General features: G+C 60.5%; 17 protein-coding genes, 1 tRNA gene and 2 pseudogenes (1 of these 20 only partly in view). 7 read left to right on the top strand and 13 right to left on the bottom strand.

The annotated features are described in order from the left end of the window. Positions 1-59: 59 nt before the first annotated feature. From AQUI_RS0110995 to ectA, 9 genes are all read right to left on the bottom strand, one after another. A complete protein-coding gene (locus AQUI_RS0110995) occupies positions 60-803 on the bottom strand; it encodes an ABC transporter ATP-binding protein (protein WP_027257574.1) in 744 nt (247 codons plus the stop codon). Continuing rightward, complete coding sequence (locus AQUI_RS0111000) at positions 803-1,663, bottom strand: FecCD family ABC transporter permease (protein ID WP_027257575.1); 861 nt, start codon at positions 1,661-1,663, stop codon at positions 803-805. Before AQUI_RS0111000 ends, AQUI_RS0110995 begins: the two co-directional genes overlap by 1 nt. Then, positions 1,660-2,547 carry a FecCD family ABC transporter permease gene (locus AQUI_RS27615; RefSeq protein WP_245596904.1) on the bottom strand — a complete coding sequence of 296 codons (888 nt, stop codon included), beginning with the start codon at positions 2,545-2,547 and terminating at the stop codon, positions 1,660-1,662. Before AQUI_RS27615 ends, AQUI_RS0111000 begins: the two co-directional genes overlap by 4 nt. Position 2,548: 1 nt before the next feature. Further along, positions 2,549-3,610: an ABC transporter substrate-binding protein gene (locus AQUI_RS0111010; RefSeq protein WP_245596984.1), complete on the bottom strand. Its 1,062-nt coding sequence runs from the start codon at positions 3,608-3,610 to the stop codon at positions 2,549-2,551. A 716-nt stretch (positions 3,611-4,326) separates the two neighbouring features. Further along, the gene (ehuR, locus tag AQUI_RS0111020; RefSeq protein ID WP_027257578.1) at positions 4,327-5,706 is read right to left on the bottom strand and encodes a MocR-like ectoine utilization transcription factor EhuR; all 1,380 of its coding nucleotides are present in this window, start codon (positions 5,704-5,706) and stop codon (positions 4,327-4,329) included. 62 nt (positions 5,707-5,768) lie between these two features. After that, complete coding sequence (locus AQUI_RS0111025; RefSeq protein WP_027257579.1) at positions 5,769-7,205, bottom strand: aspartate kinase; 1,437 nt, start codon at positions 7,203-7,205, stop codon at positions 5,769-5,771. A 31-nt stretch (positions 7,206-7,236) separates the two neighbouring features. Continuing rightward, entirely contained in the window at positions 7,237-7,629 is a 393-nt protein-coding gene (locus tag AQUI_RS0111030; protein WP_027257580.1) for an ectoine synthase, read from the bottom strand. Between the two features lie 3 nt (positions 7,630-7,632). Then, positions 7,633-8,922, bottom strand: a complete 1,290-nt coding sequence (ectB, locus tag AQUI_RS0111035; RefSeq protein ID WP_027257581.1) for a diaminobutyrate--2-oxoglutarate transaminase — start codon at positions 8,920-8,922, stop codon at positions 7,633-7,635. Between the two features lie 62 nt (positions 8,923-8,984). Further along, entirely contained in the window at positions 8,985-9,533 is a 549-nt protein-coding gene (ectA, locus tag AQUI_RS0111040) for a diaminobutyrate acetyltransferase (RefSeq protein WP_245596905.1), read from the bottom strand. 198 nt (positions 9,534-9,731) lie between these two features. Between ectA and AQUI_RS0111045 the strand changes: the two genes are divergently transcribed. The 4 genes from AQUI_RS0111045 (at position 9,732) to AQUI_RS0111065 (ending at position 12,470) form a co-directional block, all read left to right on the top strand. Further along, a complete protein-coding gene (locus AQUI_RS0111045) occupies positions 9,732-10,208 on the top strand; it encodes a MarR family winged helix-turn-helix transcriptional regulator (RefSeq protein ID WP_027257583.1) in 477 nt (158 codons plus the stop codon). Positions 10,209-10,654: 446 nt separating this feature from the next. Next, positions 10,655-10,731, top strand: a tRNA-Arg gene (locus AQUI_RS0111050). 348 nt (positions 10,732-11,079) lie between these two features. Continuing rightward, positions 11,080-11,289 (top strand): hypothetical protein, encoded by a 210-nt coding sequence (locus tag AQUI_RS0111055; protein WP_027257584.1) that lies wholly within the window; start codon positions 11,080-11,082, stop codon positions 11,287-11,289. A gap of 54 nt (positions 11,290-11,343) precedes the next feature. Further along, a protein-coding gene (locus AQUI_RS0111065) for an IS3 family transposase (protein ID WP_156916806.1) occupies positions 11,344-12,470 on the top strand; the annotation gives its coding sequence in 2 pieces (ribosomal slippage) (positions 11,344-11,608 and positions 11,608-12,470; 1,128 coding nt in all). Positions 12,471-12,487: 17 nt separating this feature from the next. Here the strand turns inward: AQUI_RS0111065 and AQUI_RS30675 are convergent. From AQUI_RS30675 to AQUI_RS29885, 4 genes and pseudogenes are all read right to left on the bottom strand, one after another. Next, positions 12,488-12,637 carry a hypothetical protein gene (locus tag AQUI_RS30675; RefSeq protein ID WP_156916807.1) on the bottom strand — a complete coding sequence of 50 codons (150 nt, stop codon included), beginning with the start codon at positions 12,635-12,637 and terminating at the stop codon, positions 12,488-12,490. Between the two features lie 902 nt (positions 12,638-13,539). Then, positions 13,540-14,016, bottom strand: a complete 477-nt coding sequence (locus AQUI_RS0111075; protein WP_027257586.1) for a GNAT family N-acetyltransferase — start codon at positions 14,014-14,016, stop codon at positions 13,540-13,542. Between the two features lie 379 nt (positions 14,017-14,395). Next, positions 14,396-15,352, bottom strand: a pseudogene (locus tag AQUI_RS29880) (IS5 family transposase). A 143-nt stretch (positions 15,353-15,495) separates the two neighbouring features. Next, positions 15,496-16,520: pseudogene (locus tag AQUI_RS29885) on the bottom strand (IS5 family transposase). A 528-nt stretch (positions 16,521-17,048) separates the two neighbouring features. Between AQUI_RS29885 and AQUI_RS0111095 the strand changes: the two are divergent. The 3 genes from AQUI_RS0111095 to AQUI_RS0111105 form a co-directional block, all read left to right on the top strand. Further along, positions 17,049-18,497 carry a methyl-accepting chemotaxis protein gene (locus AQUI_RS0111095; RefSeq protein ID WP_027257589.1) on the top strand — a complete coding sequence of 483 codons (1,449 nt, stop codon included), beginning with the start codon at positions 17,049-17,051 and terminating at the stop codon, positions 18,495-18,497. 112 nt (positions 18,498-18,609) lie between these two features. Continuing rightward, the gene (locus AQUI_RS0111100; protein ID WP_027257590.1) at positions 18,610-19,362 is read left to right on the top strand and encodes a 5-oxoprolinase subunit B family protein; all 753 of its coding nucleotides are present in this window, start codon (positions 18,610-18,612) and stop codon (positions 19,360-19,362) included. Further along, a protein-coding gene (locus tag AQUI_RS0111105; RefSeq protein ID WP_027257591.1) for a 5-oxoprolinase subunit C family protein crosses the window boundary here: on the top strand, positions 19,359-20,152 show its 5' portion. It continues 238 nt past the right edge of the window; only the first 794 of its 1,032 coding nucleotides appear in the window; it begins with the start codon at positions 19,359-19,361; its stop codon lies beyond the right edge, outside the window. The genes AQUI_RS0111100 and AQUI_RS0111105 overlap by 4 nt, the downstream gene beginning before the upstream one ends.

Below are 20,152 nucleotides of genomic sequence, written 5' to 3' on the forward strand. Positions count from 1 at the left end.
GGCAGCGCGGCGCAGGATTCCAGCGGAAATGCCGGATTTATCGTCATTTGGGGCCTCGTTCACAAAGGAATGACATACGGCGCGCCATGCACCGGGTCGGCAATGACCCGGCAAGCCAGTCCGAATACCGATTGCATCACTGTTTCGGTGACAATTTCACCGGGGCGGCCCTGGCAGAAGACGCGGCCGTCCTTGAGGGCGAGCACATGGTTGGCAAAGCGCGCCGCCAGGTTGATGTCATGCAGAACCATGGCCACTGTGCGGCCGGTCTCCCGGTTCAGTTTCTGCACCAGCTTCAGCAGCTCGATCTGATGCGGCAGGTCCAAATAGGTGGTCGGTTCATCCAGCAGCAGGATTTCGGTGTCCTGCGCCAGCGCCATGGCAATCCAGGCGCGCTGGCGCTGGCCGCCGGACAGGCTTTCCAGCGGACGCCCGGCCCAGGATACCATGCCGGTCAGCTCCAGCGCCTGCTCCACCGCGGCTGCATCCTGATTGGACCATTGCCGCAGTGCCGATTGATAAGGGGTGCGCCCCCGTGCTGCGAGGTCCCGTACAGTCAGCCCCTCTGGTGCAGCGGGGGATTGCGGCAGAATTGCCAGCTTTCGGGCAACTGCACGGCTGCGCTGGCGGTGGATGGCCTTGCCGTCCAGCGACCTCAGCAAGGTGGACTTGCCGCAGCCGTTGAGGCCGGCAATCACCGTCAGGGCGCCGTCCGGGATCTCTGCACTGAGATGATCCAGCACGGGGGCGCGGGCATAAGCGACCGAAAGCGCTTCGGCATACAGGCGGGCAGTTGCAGGCATCAGATGGCTCCATTGCGGACATGCGCGGCCAGCAGCCACAGCAAAAGCGGTGCGCCTATCAATGCGGTAAACACACCCGCGGGCAGCTGGACCATGGGCAATGCGCGGGCGGCACTGTCTGTCAGCAGGGCTATCAGCGCACCGCTGGCTGCCGCCCCCAGCAGGATGCCGGTTGCTGTCACCGCCAGGCGCAACCGTGTCAGGGGCAGCCCCAGGCTGGTTGCGATGCCATCGTCCATCGCCAGCCGGGTCAGCGGAAAATGCAGCCACAGCGACAGCGGCACCAGCACTGCCAGCCCGCTCCAAACCAGCTCCGCATCGTGCCAGGTGCGGGCATTCAAAGAGCCGGTCAGCCATTGTGCCATGTCGGCGGCGCTCAGCACATCCATACGGCTGATCAGCCGTTCCGGCAGCAGCCCGTCTTTCCAGGCCAGCAGGGTGACGGCACCGGCTGTCAGCAGCGCGCCGGCAATGGCGCCGGGCAGGACCATGCCGCCGGTCAGGATCATCGCGCACAGCGCGCCGCAACTGGCGCCTGCGTTGAAACCGATCACATCCGGGGCTGCCAGCGGGTTGCGCATCATCAACTGAAACATCGCTCCAGACGGGTCAAAGGCCGCTCCGGCCCCCAGCGCGGTCAGAATGCGCGGCAGCTGGTAGTCCAGCACAATCATTTGCTGCGGGGGGCTGCCGTCTCCCAAAAGCACGCCCAGGATCTGCGCAAGACTGAGCGGGTAGCTGCCGGTAGTCAGCGCAAGACTTGCTGCCGCTAACAGCACTGAGCCTAGGCCAAGGCCTGTCAGAACGCCTTGGCGGGAGATTTGCAGCGACAGGCTGGAAATGCGCAGGGTCCAGATCATAGGCTGCGCACTCCGTTGCGGCGCACCAGCCAGATCAGCACTGGACCGCCGATCAGCGCTGTCATCACGCCGGCCTGCATAATGCCGCCAAACAGCGACATGCGGCCCAAGAAATCGGCGGCGATCAGCAGCTGGGCGCCGAGTACGGCCGAGAACAGCATCACCCAGCGCATATTAGCCCCAGCGGCCCAGCGGGCCAAATGCGGCACGATCAGCCCGGCAAAGGCAATTGGACCCGCCATCGCAACACTGGCGCCGCACAGCAGCACAATGGCAATTCCACCTGCAAGTCGGGCCAGGCCGGTGCACACGCCCAGCCCGGTGGCGCTGCCCTCACCCAATTGCAGCGCATTGAGGCCGGGAGTGGCCAGCACAGCAAACCCGGTGCCAATCGCCAAGAACGGCAACAGTGCCGCAAGGGTGGCCGGCGCAATGCTGTCAAACCCGCCCAATACCCGGAACCGGTAGACCTCCAGCGTTTGGCGGCTGACCAGCAGCAGACCGCGGGTCAGTGCCAGGAACAGGGCGCTGATGGCCGCCCCGGCCAGCACCAGCCGCAGAGGGCTGGTTCGGCTGCCACCGCCTAGCAGGAACACCGGAACCGCCGCTGCCAGAGAACCGCCAAGGGCCACCCAGACAAAACCGGCGGGATCGGTGATGCCCAGCACCAGGACACACAGCGTCACGCCCAGCGACGTACCGCCATTGATGCCCAGCAGGCCGGGATCCGCCAGAGGGTTGCGTGTCAGGCCTTGGATCAGCGCGCCGGACAGCCACAACGCAGCCCCAGTCAGCAGCGCAAGCACCGCCAAGGCCAGCAGTCTGACCCCGCGCAGGCTGATCCGGGACTGAGGCGAATGGAGGGCAAGGCTGGTGTGCGTCATCCTAAAACCCGTCCGGCAGCAGGCCCGCCTCAGCCATGCCAGGCACCTGCGCGGCGGGATCGCCATCCATCGCGGCCTCCAGCAGCGGCACCAGATGGTCCAGCGCATAATCCAGGCTAAGCGGGCTGGAATGCGACAGCGCCGCTGCCAGCAGATAGCCGGCGTGGATCTCGCGCCCGTCCCGGGAGGCCCGCATGGTGGGGCGCAGCGGCATCCGGGCCAGTTGCTGGGCAGAACCGCCCGAGTCGAGCCAGATCAGAACATCAGCGTCGATGGGGGAGGGGTCCTCTGCCGGGATCATCACGTAGGTTCTGTTCAGCGGGCCGCGGCCATTGACAGCCTTGGGCACTTGAAGCCCCAACGCTTCCAGCAGGCGGCTGCGGATGTCGCGGCTGGTATAGGCTGCGGTCCGGCCGGCCCAGGCCAGGGCGGCGCTGGCGCCTTCCCACTCGGGATGTTCCTTGCGGATGGCGGATACCCGGCTCCCGATCCGGGTGATGATGGTCTCGGCGGGTCCGGAGGTTCCCGTAGCAGCGCCAAGGATGCGCAGCATCTCCTGCCAGGGCGTGCCATAGGGGCCATACTCAGCCCGTGGTGCGATGGTCGGGGCAATGCCCGACAAATGCGCGTAGTCGCGCCAGGTCATGCCGGACCACTGGACAACGATCAGGTCCGGCTCCAGCACCGCGATCTTCTCGAAATCGATTTCGCCTTGAAACACCGCCGGGCGGGCGTCTCCCAGCGCATCATGGCCCCAAGGCCACACGCCGGAAGGGTCGTTGCCATACCATTTGCGCAGGGCAATTGGCGTCTGGCCCAAGGCGAGCAGAAAATCATGTCCGATAAAGCTGACAGAAACGATGCGCCCGGGTTTGGCTGGCACGGTGACCAAGCCGAACTGGTGCTGTATTTCAACCGGAAACGTATCTGCTGCTGCGGGCAGAGCGATGGCCAGCAGCATGACCGCCGCCTGTGCAGCCGTTCCGGCTGCCCGGCGCAGCAGGCCAGAGCAGACCGGCTGCGCGGGATTGGCACCCGGCGGTTTCAGCCACAGCCTCAGCATCACAACATCTCTCCAGCCGGCTGCTACAGGATTTCCTGCAGGCCATGTTCTTTGGGGGTGGCTGGACTGGCGGCGGAATAAATTGATCCGCCAATGTCTTGCTGAAATCGCGCCCGTATGGCGCGCGGGAAGCCGTAAGAAGTCTTAGTTGTTTTGTCAAGAATATTTCGCGCGCCAGCAGTCAGGGTCCGTCGGCTGTCTTTACCTATATGCGGACCGGAGTCCGGATGGCTCGGGAACCGAGAACGGGTGCCGGTCTTTGCAGGCGATTCCGGGGGCCATCGGTCAACTCCGCTGCCGGTATTGGCTTACTGCTTCCGGATTGCGCTGAACCATTCTGCCATGAAACGCCTGCGCTTTTCGGCGTCCTGATACACCAACAAACCAGGTCCCAGCTGGATTGGCCGTTTCGAGCTTGCCACGCCGATGAATTCCGCAGACGGGGGCCGGAACGGGCATACAACACCCGGCGGCTGCGACCAGGCTGCAGTGGCCAGATGGTCGACGAAGCTCTGTGCCAGATAAGGCTGCCTGCCGCCGCTCAACAACCCCCAGACCGCATCATAAAATGGGAGTAATCTTCCGGGTCAATGACAATGAGCTTGTCTGCCAGATCCTGCCGGGCCCTTGCGTAGCCGCGCGGTACCGGTCGCCGACGACCTTTTTTGAGGTCATAAGAATACCAGGCGCGCCAGAGCGCAGCGGAGGCGCGGCCGCTAGAACGCAAGATGAGGCAAGCTTTGTGGTTGCAGTTTTACAAGAGCTGCGATCAGCTCCAAGCCCTTGCGGAACTGGCTTTCCGCTTGAATCGTGCCCAAGGAAATGCGTATTGCGCCTGGTGAGCATGTTCCAGAGGGAAGAAATGGCACGTCAGACATAACGTCTATTTGCATCTGGCGCGCATAGTGCGACAAGCCGGAGGAGCTCCATCCCTCGGGCAGCGGCAGCCAAAGATGCTGCGCAGAAGGGTGCCCGGTCCAGGGCATCCCATGCAATACCCTGCAGGCGATGCGGTAGCGGCTTTTCAAAGCTTTCCCCTGCCAGTCTGCAATCTCCAGCGCTGTGCCGTCCATTACCCAGCGGCTGGCCAGTTCCTGCATTATGGGCGTGCCCGCCCCCCCGAAACTCAGCAGGCGGCCCGTCAGGGAAGGGAGCAAATGGCTTGGCGCTGCCATGTATCCGGCCTGCAGTCCGGGCATCAGGCATGTGCTGAGGGCGGACAAATAGACGGAACGCTCTGGAACCAGCGCTGACACCGGCGGCGGGCGATCCTTTGCTACAGGGCCAAGCGGATCATCTTCAATGATGTAAAGACCATGGTTTTCCGCAATTCGGGCCAGCTCCCTGCGCCGGTCTTCCGGCATCATAACCGGCACCGGATTTGTCAATGTTGGCAATAAACACAGGACTTTAGAGCCGGACGCCCGGCAGGCATCCTCCAACGCATCTGGCAGAATGCCAAACGAGTCCGTTTCCAGTCCCGAAAGTTTCAATCCCAAATAGGAACAGCCGGAAACGAGCAGATTGTGAGTGATACTGTCTGACAAGACGGTGTCGCCAGGGCGGGTCAAAGCGGACAGCGCAACAGACATTCCGTGGCTGCCGCCGTTTGTCACGAGAATCCGTTCCGGGACGGCAGCAAGACCGCAGGCTGCCAGCCACTCTGCCCCTGCCGCGCGGTGGGCTTCGTGTCCAGAGTGGGGGCCGCAATCCTGCAGGGCTGAAGGATTCAGGTCTGCCGTGAGTTCCTGCAATGACAGCTGAAACCGCTTATTGTGTTCTTGATTGCGAATGGGGCGGGAGGTGGAGAAATCATACCTTTCTTCGAGTTCGGTTTTTTGCGGAGCCGCGTGCGGCTCGGGATCGCTGACATAGCTGCCCCGGCCAACCTGTCCGTCAATCAGGTTCTGCTTGCGCAAGCTCTGGTAGGCTTTGCTTACGGTGTGAACGCTCAGCCCAAGCCGGTCTGCCATTTTGCGATGCGGTGGAAGCCGGGATCCCGCGGGGAGTTTCTCCGTCAGAATGGCCTGCTCAATGGCCCCTGCCAGGCTGGCATGCAGGGGCGATTGAAGCGTTTCGGGATCAGGATACCACATTGCCGTTCCTCAATCCTGCCGCAGGGCCAAGACGACGGGGCGCCACAGGCCCAGCCGCCTGCTCACGCCGCTTTTGCTTTTGCAGCCCGGCCGGGTTCCGGAAAAAGCGCCCTGTGCAAAACCGTGACCGCTGTTTTCGCTGATGTCCGTGGCACCGCAAATTGAACATCGACATTGCGCGGTGTCTGATGCGCGGCGATCACCTCGACACCGGCTTGGTCAAAAGCTGCAAGCCCGCGGCGAAGCACCTGCACGCCTGACAGGTCGCGTCCAATGGCCGAAACAATGGACAACGCCCGCGCGCTGACTTGGGCGGACGGATAGGCGCGTTCCAGATCATTCACCACACGGCGTACTGTCTTCAGCGAGGCCTCGACATAGTGGGTGATGGTATTGGCGTTCGAACTTTTGGAAACGATCCGGACGCTGTGCCGGCGCAGGGCCTCAAGCACAGTGGCATCATAGCCTTTGACGCCGACCATATCCTGTTCGAACAGTTCCAGTGCAACAACATCAAGGCCGGTCACGATTTCAACGGCGGGGATTTTCGCAGGCCGGCCGTCGATGAGGGTGCCGGGATCGGAAGGCTCAAAGGCATTGGTGATGCGCAGAGCCACTTTTGACTGGCGCAGGATCTTGGCGGCATTCGGGTGAATGGCTTCCATCCCCATATTCGACAACTGGTCGGCCACATCGTAATTCGTGTGCCCCAGTTTGCGCACAGCTTTCGTGCCCACCAGCGCCGGATCTGCGGATGACAGGTGGAACTCCTTGTGGATGATCGCCTCTTTCGCCTTGGAGTATGCTGCGATGGTGGAAAATGTGACTTCTGAATACCCGCGGTCATATTCGCGCATCAGGCCCTCGCGGCACTGGGCGTAGCCGGTGACAATAGGCAGTTCCGATCCAAGGTCGAGAGTGCCGAGGCCGCCAGTGATCCGCTCCTCAAGCGAGCATTCGCTGTCATCGCGCCAGCCGCTGAGGTCAATAAACCGCGCATTCACACCGGCGCGTTGCAGCATCAGGGTTGTCACAAAGGCGGAATGCGCCTCGCCCAGCCCGGACAGCAGCTCGCGCACCAGCATCATCTGGCTCGACAGGCGGAAATGGCCGTAGGAGCACAGGCGCTGCAGGTCGAACAGGCAGCTGCGGGCCCCCTCGATGCGGTCGCGCACGAAATCCTCCGCCAGCGCCCGGTCGGCCGGATTGTCCAGGACGCCATTGTGGACCCTGGCCATCGCTTCACCCGCGCGGCTCAGCGCATCAAGCCAGCCATGATCATTGTCATCATTGGCAAACAGGGCATAGACGCCGGGTTCACCCGATTTCTTGTGCTCCAGCAGCAGGTTGGTGATCCCGCCGAAGGCCGAGACCACAAAAATGCGGTGGTAGAGCGAAGAACCGGTGCGGGCGCCGAGGATGAGCGTGTCGCGCAGTTCGCAGATACGGCTCATCGAGGTGCCGCCGATCTTCTCGACGGTGTGTTCGGGAAATTTCACAGGGTATCCCCCGGCCTGTGCCGGGGCCTCTTCAGGTGGATTCCAGCGCGTAGGAGCCGTCTTCACGGTGCACTTCGCTGCCGGTCACCGGCGGGTTGAAGACGCAGGCCATGACCAGTTCTTCCTCAGCCCGCAGGGTGTGGCGGTCGTTTTTGTCCAGCGCGTACATGACGCCGGGCCGGATCAGGTGGGTTTCACCGGTGGCCAGATCGGTGATCGAGCCTGTGCCTTGCATGCAGTAAACGCTCTCGAAGTGGTTCTTGTATTCGAACGTGTGTTCGGACCCGGCCTCAAGAAAGGTGATGTGGAAGGAAAACCCCATCCCGTCCTGCTCCAGCAGCATCCGGACCGACGACCATTTCGCATCCGATACAACGCGGTTGCGGTCGCTTTTGATAATGTCGTTGTAGTCGCGAACAATCATGTCTTACTCCGCTGCAAATTTGCTTGAGTCCGTTACGCCGCGGATTGCGCTGCGCAGGATGTTCAGGCCCTTCATCAGGGTGTCCTCAGAGGTGGTCAGGGGGGCCAGAACCTTGACCACCTGATCTTTGTTGCCGGAGGTTTCGATGATCAGCCCGTTCTCGAAGGCATGGGCGCAGATGCTGGCGGCCAGTTCGCCTGAGCCGACATCCAGACCCTGCATCATGCCGCGCCCCTTGAGGCGGGCGCCAGGCAGCAATTCGGCCATTTCTTCCAGGGCAGCGGTCAACAGCCGGGCCTTGGCAGCTACATCCTGCTGGAACCGCCCGTCAGCCCAGAATTTGCTGATCGCAACCCGGGCGGTGACAAAGGCATGCGTGTTGCCGCGGAAAGTGCCGTTGTGTTCGGCCGGACCGAATATGTCATGCGCGGGGCGCACCAGCATCAGCGCCATCGGCAGGCCAAAGCCCGAGATCGATTTCGCCAGGGTCACGATGTCCGGTGTGATCCCCATGTCCTCAAACGAGAAGAAGCCGCCGGTACGGCCGCAGCCGGCCTGGATGTCGTCGATGATCAGCAGGGCGCCGTGCTTTTTGGCCAGCGCGGCGATACGCAGCACCCATTCGGGGCGCGCGGCGTTCAGGCCGCCTTCGCCCTGCACGGTCTCCAGCAGGATCGCCGCCGGGGCATCAATGCCGCTGGAGGCGTCTTCCAGCATCGTCTCCAGATAGGCGGCGGTATCGGTGTCCGCCCCGAAATAGCCGTCATAGGGCATTCGGGTAACGCCGTTCAACGGGGTGCCGGCGCCGCCACGGTGATAGCTGTTGCCGGTGGCCGCCAAGGCGCCCAGGGTGACGCCGTGAAAGCCGTTGGTGAAGGCGATGACATTGGTGCGGCCGGTCGCCTTGCGGGCCAGTTTCAGGGCTGCCTCAACGGCATTGGCGCCGGTCGGGCCGGTGAACATCACCTTGTGGTCCATGTTGTGCGGCCGCAGGATGTGCTGGTCGAAGGCGTCCAGAAACGCCGCCTTTGCATCGGTATGCAGATCCAGGCCGTGGGTAAGGCCGTCGGACGAGATATGCTCAATCAGGGCTGCCTTCATGTCCGGATCGTTATGCCCGTAGTTGAGCGATGAGCAGCCGGCCAGAAAGTCGATGTACCGGCGTCCCGTGCTGTCAGTCAACTCAGAGCCGCTGGCAAGGGTGAAAACCGCATCGAAGCCGCGGCAATAGCTGCGCGCTTCGGATTCACGGCGTTTGAAAATGGAAATCTCGGCTGACGTATCAGTCGGCATATTGCGTCCTCTTGGAACTAGACAGGTCAAAACGGGTAGGCGCCACATGGATTAATGCGTCCTCAAGCTGTGCTGCCGGGCGCCTCGGAGAAATCGATCGTGACCATGTGCTCGGTACTTTGGCGGTCACGGAAATGCCCGGTCTGCGTGAAGTGGGGCCGGCTCTTTAGCGGCGCGCTCCGGTTGGCTGCGAATGTGTGGAACAATGCCCAGGACGCTCTGTTTTCTTGCGTGATTGTCGTTTGCAACCGTTTGATGTTTTCGCAGGCCTTGCGGAGCAGCAGGCCGTTCAGCATCCGCGAGCCAAGCCCGGTCCCGCGGGCGTGTTCCGACACCGCCACCTGCCAGACAAACAGCGTTTCCGGATCGTCAGGCAGAACGTAGGCAGAAACCCAGCCAGCTATTTCTTCCTCGATCTCGGCAACCACACAGGTCTCGCTGAAGTGGTCGCACTGGATCAGATTGCAGTACATGGAGTTTTCGTCGAGCGGCTTGCATGAGCGCACCAGCTCCCAGATTCCGGCTCCATCTTCCGCTGCGGGTTCGCGCAGCGCAGGTGTTGCTTTCCGGAAAAACTCTAGTGCATGTCGCATCTGTCTCGGCGCCTCCATTTAATTTGATTGACTAAGTAACATCCCGAAGCGAATCTTTTCAAGATAACGTCGCGCATTGCGTCAATGTGTCGTTTTTCTGCAATTTTTTGCGTATACACGCCTATGGATGGAACTATATATACTTTGCATATCGAAGTAATTGGTTGCAAAATCACACTTCTTGATTATCCCTCCAGGCTCTGCCAGAAACTGAAGATGGACCGTGTTGATGCCAGCCTGATAGCCCTGCGCCGGATTCTGCGCGCCACCGACCTGTTCGGACGCGAGTTGGCCCGGTCGGTTGAACTGACAGCGCCGCAGTTCCGTGTGCTGCAAATAATTGCGGGCAGTGAGCATTGCACGGCCAAGGCAATCTCGCAGCAGATGCGGATTTCCCAGGCAACCGTGACTTCGCTTGTCGACAAGCTGGTGCGGAAAGAGATGGCCGTGCGTGAAAAGTCGCAGACCGACCGGCGTCAAACCAATATATCTGTCACTGCAAAAGGCCGACAGGCAATTGTGGAAGCCCCTGATCCCCTGCAGCAACGGTTCGTCCGCAAGTTTGAAGCGATGGAAGACTGGGAGCAGGCGGCGCTGATCGCGGCGCTGGAGCGCGTGGCGGCCATGCTGGACGCGGAAGACATTGATGCAGCGCCGGTACTGGATACCGGCGAAAGCCTGACTGCTTCGTGAATCTGTGCAGGCGTTGGACAACGGTCCTACAACCTCAGCAACTGGATCCGGGGGTTTCCCAACAGAACTCTCTTGGCTCAGATTGAGCCATCCTTTCATGTCACAACACATCTAGCGCCGTGATGGTTGCGATGCAAAGGTGATATGGCGAGCCCTGGAGGACTCGAACTCTTATCTTAACCAGTCGTCCCCAAGGCGGCGCTGCCGAGACACTCTCTGCGCTTTCTTCTTCTTAGTGTTTTTGGACTGCCGCCGTCATAACCTTCTATAAATATGGTGTTCTTTGTCTTCTGGAGCGCTACGACAAGAGATGCATGCCATCTCTTCTTGTCCATCTGCGCGATGAGTTAATACTTACTTCAGTAGGAAATAATCCATGTCTCGACCGAGCAAGGAAAGGTGCTTTCCACTGAAATTCTGATCTGCTACATACGCCTTGTGGATACGGCCCCGTAGCTCAACTGGATAGAGCAGCTGACTTCTAATCAGCAGGTTGAGGATTCGAGTTCTTCCGGGGTCGCCACACCTCTACCTTAGCTTCATTGATTGAAGCGGTGGGCATTCCTCCCTACCGGATGATACGGCTTTTTTGTCTGGAATCGTCACTCCTCTTTCGGGCTTCGGCTACCGAAAGGTGCGCAGGGCGTATGGGCGGAAGAGAACCCAATGACTGCGGCCCTTGCATTGTCGAATCCGCGGGAAACTTCATAAACTTAGATCACCAAAAGGTTGAATTTGCTGTGTTCATCAAGTTATGTGGTGGAACATAAAAGGGCCCACTTAAGCACAGGCAAAGTAGTAACCTTCAAACCAATTTGAAAAAACGGTAGGAAGTCGGGTAGGGCAAGATACACCGAGGTCGAACACACAAATGACCGCGCTCGTTCAACGCATCGAAGACGAGATGCGTGAGCAGAAGTTCTACAACGGCTACATCGACAAGCTTCAGTATCTAATCACAAACCGCGAAGACTCTGAGCTCAAAGGTTTGCGAGAAAAACTGGAGGCTGTTAGCCGCGGCGACGAATGGGAGATCGCCGAGAGAGATCTTCTTGCCTTTGAGCAGATGTTAGAAAAATGAGCCTCCCCCAATGAAGTGGTCCGCCCCTATGATTAGGAAAGCGGAGGGCCATAGATGGCGATTAAGAGACCCAAGCCTGAAGAGATTGTCGCGAAGTTACGGCAGGTTGAAGTGCTGATGGGGCAAGGCATGCCCCGAATAGACGCCATTCGGCAGATCAGTGTGACGGAACAAACCTATTGCCGTTGGAAGAAGAAGTACGGCGGAATGGGCACAGAACAACTCAAGGAACTGAAGCGGCTCCAGAAGGAGAACGAGCGCCTTCGCCGTGCCGTTTCAGATCTTACACTCGACAAACTGATCCTGTCAGAGGCCGCAAAGGGAAACTTCTGAGCCCCTCGCGCCGCCGTGCCTGCATCGATCATGTGCGTAGCCAAATCAAGATTTCCGAACGCCGTGTATGCCGCGTCTTGGGCCAGCACCGATCCACGCAGCGCCGGTTGCCACTTGGGCGTGCTGACGAAGACCGCCTGGTCGAGGACATGATCGAGCTGACACGTCAGTATGGTCGATATGGCTACCGTCGGATTGCCGCTCTGCTGCGAGACGCAGGCTGGCAGGTGAACGACAAGCGCGTCGAACGTCTATGGCGGCGAGAGGGGCTAAAGGTTCCCATGAAACAGCCCAAGAAAGGGCGGCTCTGGCTCAACAATGGTTCGTGTGTTCGGCTGCGGCCAGAGTATCGCAATCACGTCTGGTCGTACGACTTCGTGCATCATCGAACAGACGATGGTCGAGCGTTCAGGACATTGAATATTCTGGACGAACACAGTCGGGAATGTTTGGCGACCCGGGTGAGGCGGCAGCTGAACTCGACCGAGGTCATTGATGTTCTGACCGACCTGTTCATTCTTCGGGGCGTGCCTGCTTACATCAGGTCTGACAACGGCCCCGAATTCATAGCTGAGGCCGTCAGAGGCTGGATCAAAGCAGTTGGGGCTAAGACCGCATTCATCGAACCCGGGTCACCGTGGGAGAACGGATATTGCGAAAGCTTCAACGGGCGCATGCGCGACGAGCTGCTGAACGGTGAGGTCTTTTACTCGCTGCGGGAAGCCCAGATCATCATCGAAAGTTGGAGAAAACACTACAACACCAGACGACCACACAGTGCTCTGGGCTACCGCCCACCGGCTCCAGAGGCCATTGTTCCGGTAGACCAAAGGCCAACCATGCACTAACTTTCAACTTGGACCACTCAAGCGGGGCCGCTCACAGCGATGGCGGAAGAAAGGTGGTCCTTCTCTGACTTGATGGCATTCATTTCAACCACTTGAGGAAAGAGGTCACCATCAGAGTGCTCAACAATGAAATCAATCGCCCAATCAACAGATGCTTTGTCCAACATGTTTGTTCCCAAACCTCGAAATCATCTATATGGGGAGCGATCCGCCCCCCCCCAAACAACCTATAAAGCTGAAAAGCATGCCGTTGTGACGACGTCAACGCTGGAACATCCTCAGGATGAAAATGGGCTTGGTCCAAGGTTCAAACCATAGTCCCAAACAACTGACAGTGGCTGATGAAGCACGCCCGTAGTTTTTCCCTTGCGAAGAGAAAGTTGATCAAGTGTGCAAACGTTTTTGAACCAACGTCGGATGGCCCTGCGGGCCATGGTGCCTTGGTATACGCCAGCTTTTTGGAGAGCGCGCATACCAAGGCACCTTGCTCTACGAAGCCGCCTGACAGTCACGTGTTCGAGCAGCACATCCGCCTGGATGCATTATAACTTTCTTTTGGGTTACGCGGGAAAGCAACGATTACCGGCGTAAAACTCCATATTTTCAACAAGGTATCAAGGAGTTTCAGCGAGCGTTAAAACTTATCTCAAATAGGTTTAGATAAGAACCCCCAACAGCCCGATTAGAAGTCGGATATTCTATCCAGTTGAATTACGTGGGCGCACGTTTGCCATTTTGGACGAAGCCTACGGCCATGTCAACTTAGTAGGAAGAGTGTTTGCCTACCACAATTTTATCGTTACTAGGCAACACCTTACCCCCACTCAGTAGGGGATAGGGGGTTAATTGTACTCTAAATCCAGCTGAGCTAAGGGCCCACTCTTGTCCCGGCTGTACCAGCCAAATCCCTCGCCATGTCAACTTGGTAGAGAAGTGGGGTGCCTACCTTGAAAATTTGGTTGTTTTCAAATGAGTTCCCGACTTGGTAGGTGATTGGGTGCTATTTCTGCCCTATACGGTTGAGCCAAGGGGCCGCTCGGCGCCGGTTATGACAGGCAGGTGCCAGGGGTCAAGCCGCTGTGCGCAAGTCCAGATGCATGAATACCGACCAAGGATCCTCTGCGTAGTCTCCAAAGGGCCCGCATTGCCGGAAACCAAAGGATTCATACAGTCTACGCGAGGGCAGAAAATCTTTCGTGGAACCGGTCTCTAAAAAGAGGCCTGTGGCCTCATCCTTGCGGGAAAGCTGCAGCAGGAATTCCAGCATTGCGCGTCCTGCTCCACAGCCGCGGGCCTCGGACACAGTGTGCATGGATTTCAGTTCGCGCGCGCCGCCGTCCAGCAGTTTCAGCGCCCCCATGGCAACCGCTTTGCCGCCCTGGCGCAGCAGAAAGAACTGTACCTCAGGGCTTTCAAGGCCGCTTGTATCCAGCGCGTGGCAGCTTTCTTCTGGCGATTGTGCCGCCATTTGCGAAAGATGCCGCCGGATCAGGGCTGAAGCTTCCGGTCCGGCCGGGTTCTCCGGGCTGATCTTAAAGCGGGGCATGATGTGGCGCAACTCCTGCTCTCGAGGGCGCGAATCCAATTTTCGAATTCGGTTCTAACACAAGACAGCCATCCTACGCCCATCAGAGTCAAGGCATGGCGGTGCTTTGTCCTTGCGTCGAAACCAACCCGGAAATGCGATGCGCTTGGCATGGCTGCCAAAACGATGCAGCCGCGCAGGCCGGGGTGTTGCCGGGTGCTGGTGATTTTCGGATGCGGCGTCGCAAAAGCGTTGCGGACCAGGTGTCGGTCAGCTGCCAGGGAGGGGGAATTCAACAATCCGCCAATAGCGGTCAACCATATCGACGAGTTCCAGAAAATCACGCCCTGCTGTTTCTTTCACGATATAGCCCGCTGCATTCAGGTCCTAGGGTCAGGATTCATAACCAGTAAATGACTAACGCCGCGAGGGCGATTGCTGACAGGAATACCTCGGGGCACCTGTCGCAGCGTGTTGCGGCGCGCCTCCAGTCCTTGAGCCTGCCGGACATGATCTCGATACGGTTGCGCCGTTTGTAGCGGCGTTTGCCGTATTTCACAGGCTTCTTGCGCTGCTTTCGACCGGGGATACAGCCGCGCTCCTTTGTCTTTTAACGCTTCCCTGAACCCGCCGGCGTCATAGCCGCGGTCCCCAAGCAGCCAACCGGCTTTTGGCAAGCTGCTTAGCTGCGCCCGCGCGCCGATGTCGTCGCTGACCCGCCGCCTGACAGGCGATGTTTGCATCGCCGAGAAGGGGCCCGGCGGTGATAAACAGGCTGAGCGGCCGGCCCTGGCGGTCGCAGATGGCATGCAGCTTCGTGTTCATGCCGCCTTTGGTCCGGCCCCTCTCGGGACATTGCTGCGCAATGCCCTGCCGGGCAAGGGATCAGGCGTCCACGCCCCCCTTTTTCACGCCCGTACCGGTCGCTGTCCGATGGGCTTTCAGATAAGTTGCGTCCACTGCCCCGCAGTCGAAACGCAGTTTCGATGAGAGGGGGTCATCACAGTCTTCTCTTCCCTGTGACCGGAGGCCGGCCCGGCCGTCATTCGAGCGAAGATGCCTTTCTCGCTCCAGCCCTTCCACCGGCTGTAAAGCGTTCACCGGGCTGACGCCGCCCCGCCGGGGCGACGGTCCCGCCTCACTGTGCGGACCGTATTCAGCAGGAGCGTCCCGCCAGCGCAATCCATTGCGGTTGATGAAGGTTCGTCGGGAAAATGATTCACTGGATCGTTTTCTGGTCCTCCTCACTCCCGCTCAAAACGCGCCGGCCATCGACGCGAGGCTTGCCGGGGGACCTGGGAAAGAAGGGTTCAAGACGCGCCATCTGCGCGTCGCCCAGCCGGAAAAGATCAGACATGTACACCGCTCGTTTTCGAGCTCTGAATCACACGGCAAATCGGAAATCAATGCATCCTGACCCTAATTCGTGCTGGTTGTCTTGGGCCAGGCATTGTTGCAGAACTCACACGTGAGGTGTGACTTCCCCTTTCCCCACTGACTTCATGCCACGCGGACGGTCCCGTCGGTGCCGAGCGCGTTGCAGCGGTTCATAAGAGCGATGCGAATGTGGATCTCGGCGGCCTGGCGCTCGGGGTCTCTTGCGGCGATGGGCTCGCTGAAAGCCTTGAGGCAGCGCATCTTGGCTTCGATGCGGCTTCGGGCGTGGTATCCGGTCCAGCGCTTCCAGAACGCCCGGCCGTAGTGGCGGGTGGCACGCAGTGTCTCGTTGCGGACCCGCGCAGCCGGGCAATCCTCTTTCCACGCGGGCCCGTTCTTGCGGATCGGGATGACCGGGGTGGCTTGCCGGCCGATGATGGCGGTGTGGCCGCGGCGCGTGTCATATGCCCGGTCAGCGGTCACGGTGCCGATCTGCTCGGCCTCGGGGATCTGACCGAGCAGGTCCGGCAGCACAGGCCGGCAGCACAGGGCTGTCGCCGTCGCGGCTTGGAGTGAATTCCACAGCGCGCATGCCGGAGGTCGCCGTGTCCATGGCCAGATGCACCTTGCGCCCCTCTCATTGATTGCTTTGCAATCAACTGCCGGGCAGGGATTGGCGGCGGCCCTGCACCCCGTGCTTGCGGGCCTGCCATTCGCCATCCCCAAGCAACTTGATCCCGGTGCTGTCCATTGCCCGGCAGGGCATCACAGAGTGATGCCCCGAGAGGGGACCAGCAGGTTGAGCGGGCCGTCCATGCGGCGATACGGGATCTGCACCGCCAGTGTCTTCTGCCTGCGGCAGAGGGTGGAGGAGCCGGGCACGGGCCAATCCGGACCTGCCAGCCGGAGCAGGTTCGACGCCATCCCGGCGGTCTGCCGCAAGAGCAGCTTGAACAGCGCTTTGATCGACAGGCAGAACTGGATCGCCGCGTCGGAAAAGACCGCAGGGGGGCCCGGGCGGCATTCCTGCGGCGCGCGCCAAGTCATGTCCTTGTCCACCCAGATCAGCAGCGAGCCCCGCTTGCGCAACGCGGCGTTGTGGCTGGACCAGTTCGTTGTGCGATCGCGGGAGGGGATGGTTTGCTCATGCGGACCGTGCAAGCGCATGGATTCCTGATGTGAATCCTCAGAAGTCAGAGTTCTGCAACAACGCCATTGTCATCCCAAAGCGCGCAAAGGACAACGATCACGTAAATGAGGCCGCCCGCGATCCCAAGCGGCGTCAGCAGGTCAAAATAAAACCGGCGCCAACGAGAAGGGCGGCCGTACCATGGGTTCGGTATCGGATGCGATTGTCCTGGAGAGGCTGGGAGGCGTCCACTTGTCTGGAAAATGTCATCCTTGGAGCTTTCTGCTGCTGCGCAAGCGGTCCAAAGCCTGCTTGCAAATCACCGGATATTCCCCTCTGCGCGCTACATACGGGCCGATTTTTTTGATCAAGTTACATTTTTTCGGGATTACGGCAATCGAATAACAATTCAAAATTGCGAATCGCGGGCAGCGCTTTGCTTGGCGCAGTTAAAACGCAACTTCCCGGGGGCGTTAAGAATTTTCTGTTGGCTTTACGATACTCTTGGCGCGAGCCATCGAGAATCAGGAACGCGCGGGGGAATTCATTGTTTTTCAACCTTAAAGCGGCCAAGCCCGCAGAGCAGGACGGCGATGCCAGGATTATTGCCGGTGTGGTCGATCGTACCCAGGCGACAATTCAATTTAGGCCCGACGGCACGATTCTGACTGCAAACGGCAATTTTCTTGCTGCATTGGGATACCAGCTGGAAGAAATCGCGGGCCGGCATCATTCGATGTTTGTGGCGCCTGAACTTGCCGCGGGTGCGGAATACAAGTCATTCTGGAAAGACTTGGCCGCCGGCCGTGTGTTCACGGACCAGTTCCCGCGGGTGACCAAGGATGGCGCCACCATTTGGATCCAGGCGACCTATGCTCCGGTTGAAAATGCGGATGGCACAGTTGAAAGGGTGGTCAAAGTGGCCACAGATGTAACGGTGCGCCGTCTTGGGCTGCAGGAAATCGCCAAGGGGCTGGACGCGATGAGCCAGGGGGATCTGGGCTTCCGGGTCAAACTGTCCGATCAGGCGGACATCGCCGCGCTGGGTGAGGCGTTCAACCGCTCGGCGGAGCAGCTTGGAACAGCGATGGGCGCCGTGACGCAAGTCTCCGAAGCTGTCGGGCGCACTGCGGAAGAGATTTCCAAGTCCGCCAGCGACCTGTCTCAACGGACCGAGAGCCAGGCTGCGACGCTGGAGGAAACCGCAGCAGCCATTGAAGAGCTGACCGGCACGGTGCATTCCTCGGCGGAGGGCGCAGAGAAGGTGGAGGGCATCGTCAGCGAGGCCCAGACTGCCGCGGAACGCAGCGGCAGGGTCGTTTCGGACGCAGTGGCGGCGATGTCGCAGATCGAGAATTCATCCGAGGAAATCGCCAAGATCATCGGGATGATCGACGATATCGCCTTTCAGACCAACTTGCTGGCGCTGAATGCCGGGGTTGAAGCCGCCCGGGCGGGGGAGGCAGGCCGTGGTTTTGCGGTTGTTGCCTCAGAAGTGCGGGCGCTGGCGCAACGGTCCGCGGGGGCGGCTGGCGAGATCAAGCAGCTTATCGGTCAAAGCAAACAGCAGGTGGCCAGCGGTGTGGACCTGGTTGGCAGAACCGGAGCGGAACTGAAGCAGATCATTGACAGTGTGGGGAATATTTCCACCCACATCAGCGGGATTGCCACTGGCGCCAAGGAACAGGCGACGTCGCTGAGCGAGATCAACCTTGGTGTTTCACAGCTGGATCAGGTGACCCAGCAGAATGCCGCGATGGTTGAGGAAACCTCGGCCGCCAGCCAGTTGCTGTCCGCGGACGCCAGCCAGCTGACCCGCGAAGTGTCGAAGTTCAGCTCCGCAGGCATCCCGGCCCCGGCCCCGGTTGCGGATGTGGTGGCCTTCCAGCGCCCGGCGGCAACAGCGCCTGCGGCGGCGGCAGCCCCGGCGGCACAAGGGGCCGGCGGTTTTGATGCAGAGACGCTGCCTGCGGCGCAAGGGTGGGATGATTTCTGAAATCGGGTTGCGGTTCTTGCCTTGGGCAGCGGCAAGACTTTCTATGAATTGACGTGTTGACACTCCCCGTCTGCACCGCAACGCTTGCGCGCAAAAATGACGGGGTGAAAACATGAACAGCCAGGAGGCGCTAGCCTATCCGCTGGTCCGGCGGGCCGGGTTGAACGGCATGCTGGTCAGCTTTGACAGCAGTCTTAGCGAGGCCTCGAACCGTGCCGCGCTGGCGTTTGGCAGTGCGGTGGAAGCGCTGCCGCTTGAAGGGGTTGTAGAGACCATGGCCTCTTTGGCCTCGGTCTTTGTCCGTTTTGATCCTGCTGATCTGCGGCATGAGGCGCTGGAGGCTGCGTTGGAAACCCTTCTGACGGCCCGAAACTGGTTGCAGGCGCCGTTGCCGGCCGGGCGCCGGTTCTGGCGGGTGCCCACAGTATATGGTACCGATCTGGCACCCCAGCTGGGAGAAGCAGCCGATGCCGCGGGTCTGAGCGAGGCGCAGGCCATTGAAAGCCTGGGCGCTGCCCGGGTGCGGGTGCTGACCATCGGCTTTGCGCCCGGCCAGCCTTACCTTGGGTCGTTGGGGCCGGAATGGAACCTGCCGCGTCAGACGGAACTGACACCGATGGTGCCGCGCGGCGCGCTGGTGCAGGCGATCAGCCAGTTTGTTTTGTTCTCCAATCCGGCGCCGACCGGCTGGCGCCATGTGGGTCAGACCGGGCTGACCCTGTTCCAGCCTGGAGCAGCGCAGCCCTTTGCATTGCGCCCGGGCGATGAGATGCAGTTTGAGCCGGTCTCCAAACCGGACTTTCTGAAACACTGTGAGGATGAACCGCTGCTTGGCGGCGCCATCGTCGCGGAGATCGCAGCATGAGCGGCCTCAAGATACTGCGGATCGGTCCGGCGGCTTCGGTCCAGGATACGGGGCGGCCCGGTTTGCTGGGGCAGGGGGTGTCCCAGGGCGGCGCTGCAGACCCGCTGGCCTTGGCCGAAGGGGCGGCGCTACTGCGGCAGGATCCCGGGTTGGCGGCCTTGGAAATGGGTGGCATGGGCGGCGAGTTCGAAGCAACCGGCCCGTTGCGCATTGCCTTGACTGGCGCGCCGATGGCGGCAACGCTGGAGGGTGAGCCGCTGGCCTGGAATGCGTCGCACAGGATGGAGGCGGGTCAGCGTCTGTCTATCGGTGCCGCCCGCCGCGGCGTCTATGGCTATCTGCATCTTGGCGGCGGCATCGCATCCGAGCCGCTGCTGGGCTCCCGCGCCGTGCATCTGATGGCCGGGCTGGGCCGGGCGGCCGCAGCCGGAGACCTGCTGCCTGCCGATTCAGACCGGAATAATGAAACAGGTCTGGTACTGGCCGCCGAAAACCGTTTTCAGGGTGGAGAGCTGCGCATTGTAGAAAGCTTCCAGAGTGGCCTGTTTCCAGAACCGGTCCGCACCCGGTTCGCGGCCACTGCTTTCAGGCGCGGCGGCCGTGCCAACCGGATGGGGGTGGAAATGGTCTCGGACGGCGAAGGCTTTGCCGCAGACGGCCAGCTCAATATCCTGTCCGAGGTGATCCTGCCGGGTGATGTGCAGATGACGGGCGACGGCAAACCCTTCGTGCTGCTGCGTGAATGCCAGACAACGGGCGGCTATCCGCGGATCGGCACCGTTCTGCCCTG

It is taken from the genome of Leisingera aquimarina DSM 24565 (genome assembly GCF_000473165.1).
GTDB classification, from domain to species: Bacteria; Pseudomonadota; Alphaproteobacteria; order Rhodobacterales; family Rhodobacteraceae; genus Leisingera; species Leisingera aquimarina.

Excerpts from the sequence above, each read along its gene's own strand:
- AQUI_RS0110995 (WP_027257574.1), bottom strand. The coding sequence starts at position 803 with ATGCCTGCAACTGCCCGCCTGTATGCCGAAGCGCTTTCGGTCGCTTAT.
- AQUI_RS0111000 (WP_027257575.1), bottom strand. The coding sequence starts at position 1,663 with ATGATCTGGACCCTGCGCATTTCCAGCCTGTCGCTGCAAATCTCCCGC.
- AQUI_RS27615 (WP_245596904.1), bottom strand. The coding sequence starts at position 2,547 with ATGACGCACACCAGCCTTGCCCTCCATTCGCCTCAGTCCCGGATCAGC.
- AQUI_RS0111010 (WP_245596984.1), bottom strand. The coding sequence starts at position 3,610 with ATGCTGAGGCTGTGGCTGAAACCGCCGGGTGCCAATCCCGCGCAGCCG.
- ehuR (WP_027257578.1), bottom strand. The coding sequence starts at position 5,706 with ATGTGGTATCCTGATCCCGAAACGCTTCAATCGCCCCTGCATGCCAGC.
- AQUI_RS0111030 (WP_027257580.1), bottom strand. The coding sequence starts at position 7,629 with ATGATTGTTCGCGACTACAACGACATTATCAAAAGCGACCGCAACCGC.
- ectB (WP_027257581.1), bottom strand. The coding sequence starts at position 8,922 with ATGCCGACTGATACGTCAGCCGAGATTTCCATTTTCAAACGCCGTGAA.
- ectA (WP_245596905.1), bottom strand. The coding sequence starts at position 9,533 with ATGGAGGCGCCGAGACAGATGCGACATGCACTAGAGTTTTTCCGGAAA.
- AQUI_RS0111045 (WP_027257583.1), top strand. The coding sequence starts at position 9,732 with ATGGACCGTGTTGATGCCAGCCTGATAGCCCTGCGCCGGATTCTGCGC.
- AQUI_RS0111055 (WP_027257584.1), top strand. The coding sequence starts at position 11,080 with ATGACCGCGCTCGTTCAACGCATCGAAGACGAGATGCGTGAGCAGAAG.
- AQUI_RS30675 (WP_156916807.1), bottom strand. The coding sequence starts at position 12,637 with ATGTTGGACAAAGCATCTGTTGATTGGGCGATTGATTTCATTGTTGAG.
- AQUI_RS0111075 (WP_027257586.1), bottom strand. The coding sequence starts at position 14,016 with ATGCCCCGCTTTAAGATCAGCCCGGAGAACCCGGCCGGACCGGAAGCT.
- AQUI_RS0111100 (WP_027257590.1), top strand. The coding sequence starts at position 18,610 with ATGAACAGCCAGGAGGCGCTAGCCTATCCGCTGGTCCGGCGGGCCGGG.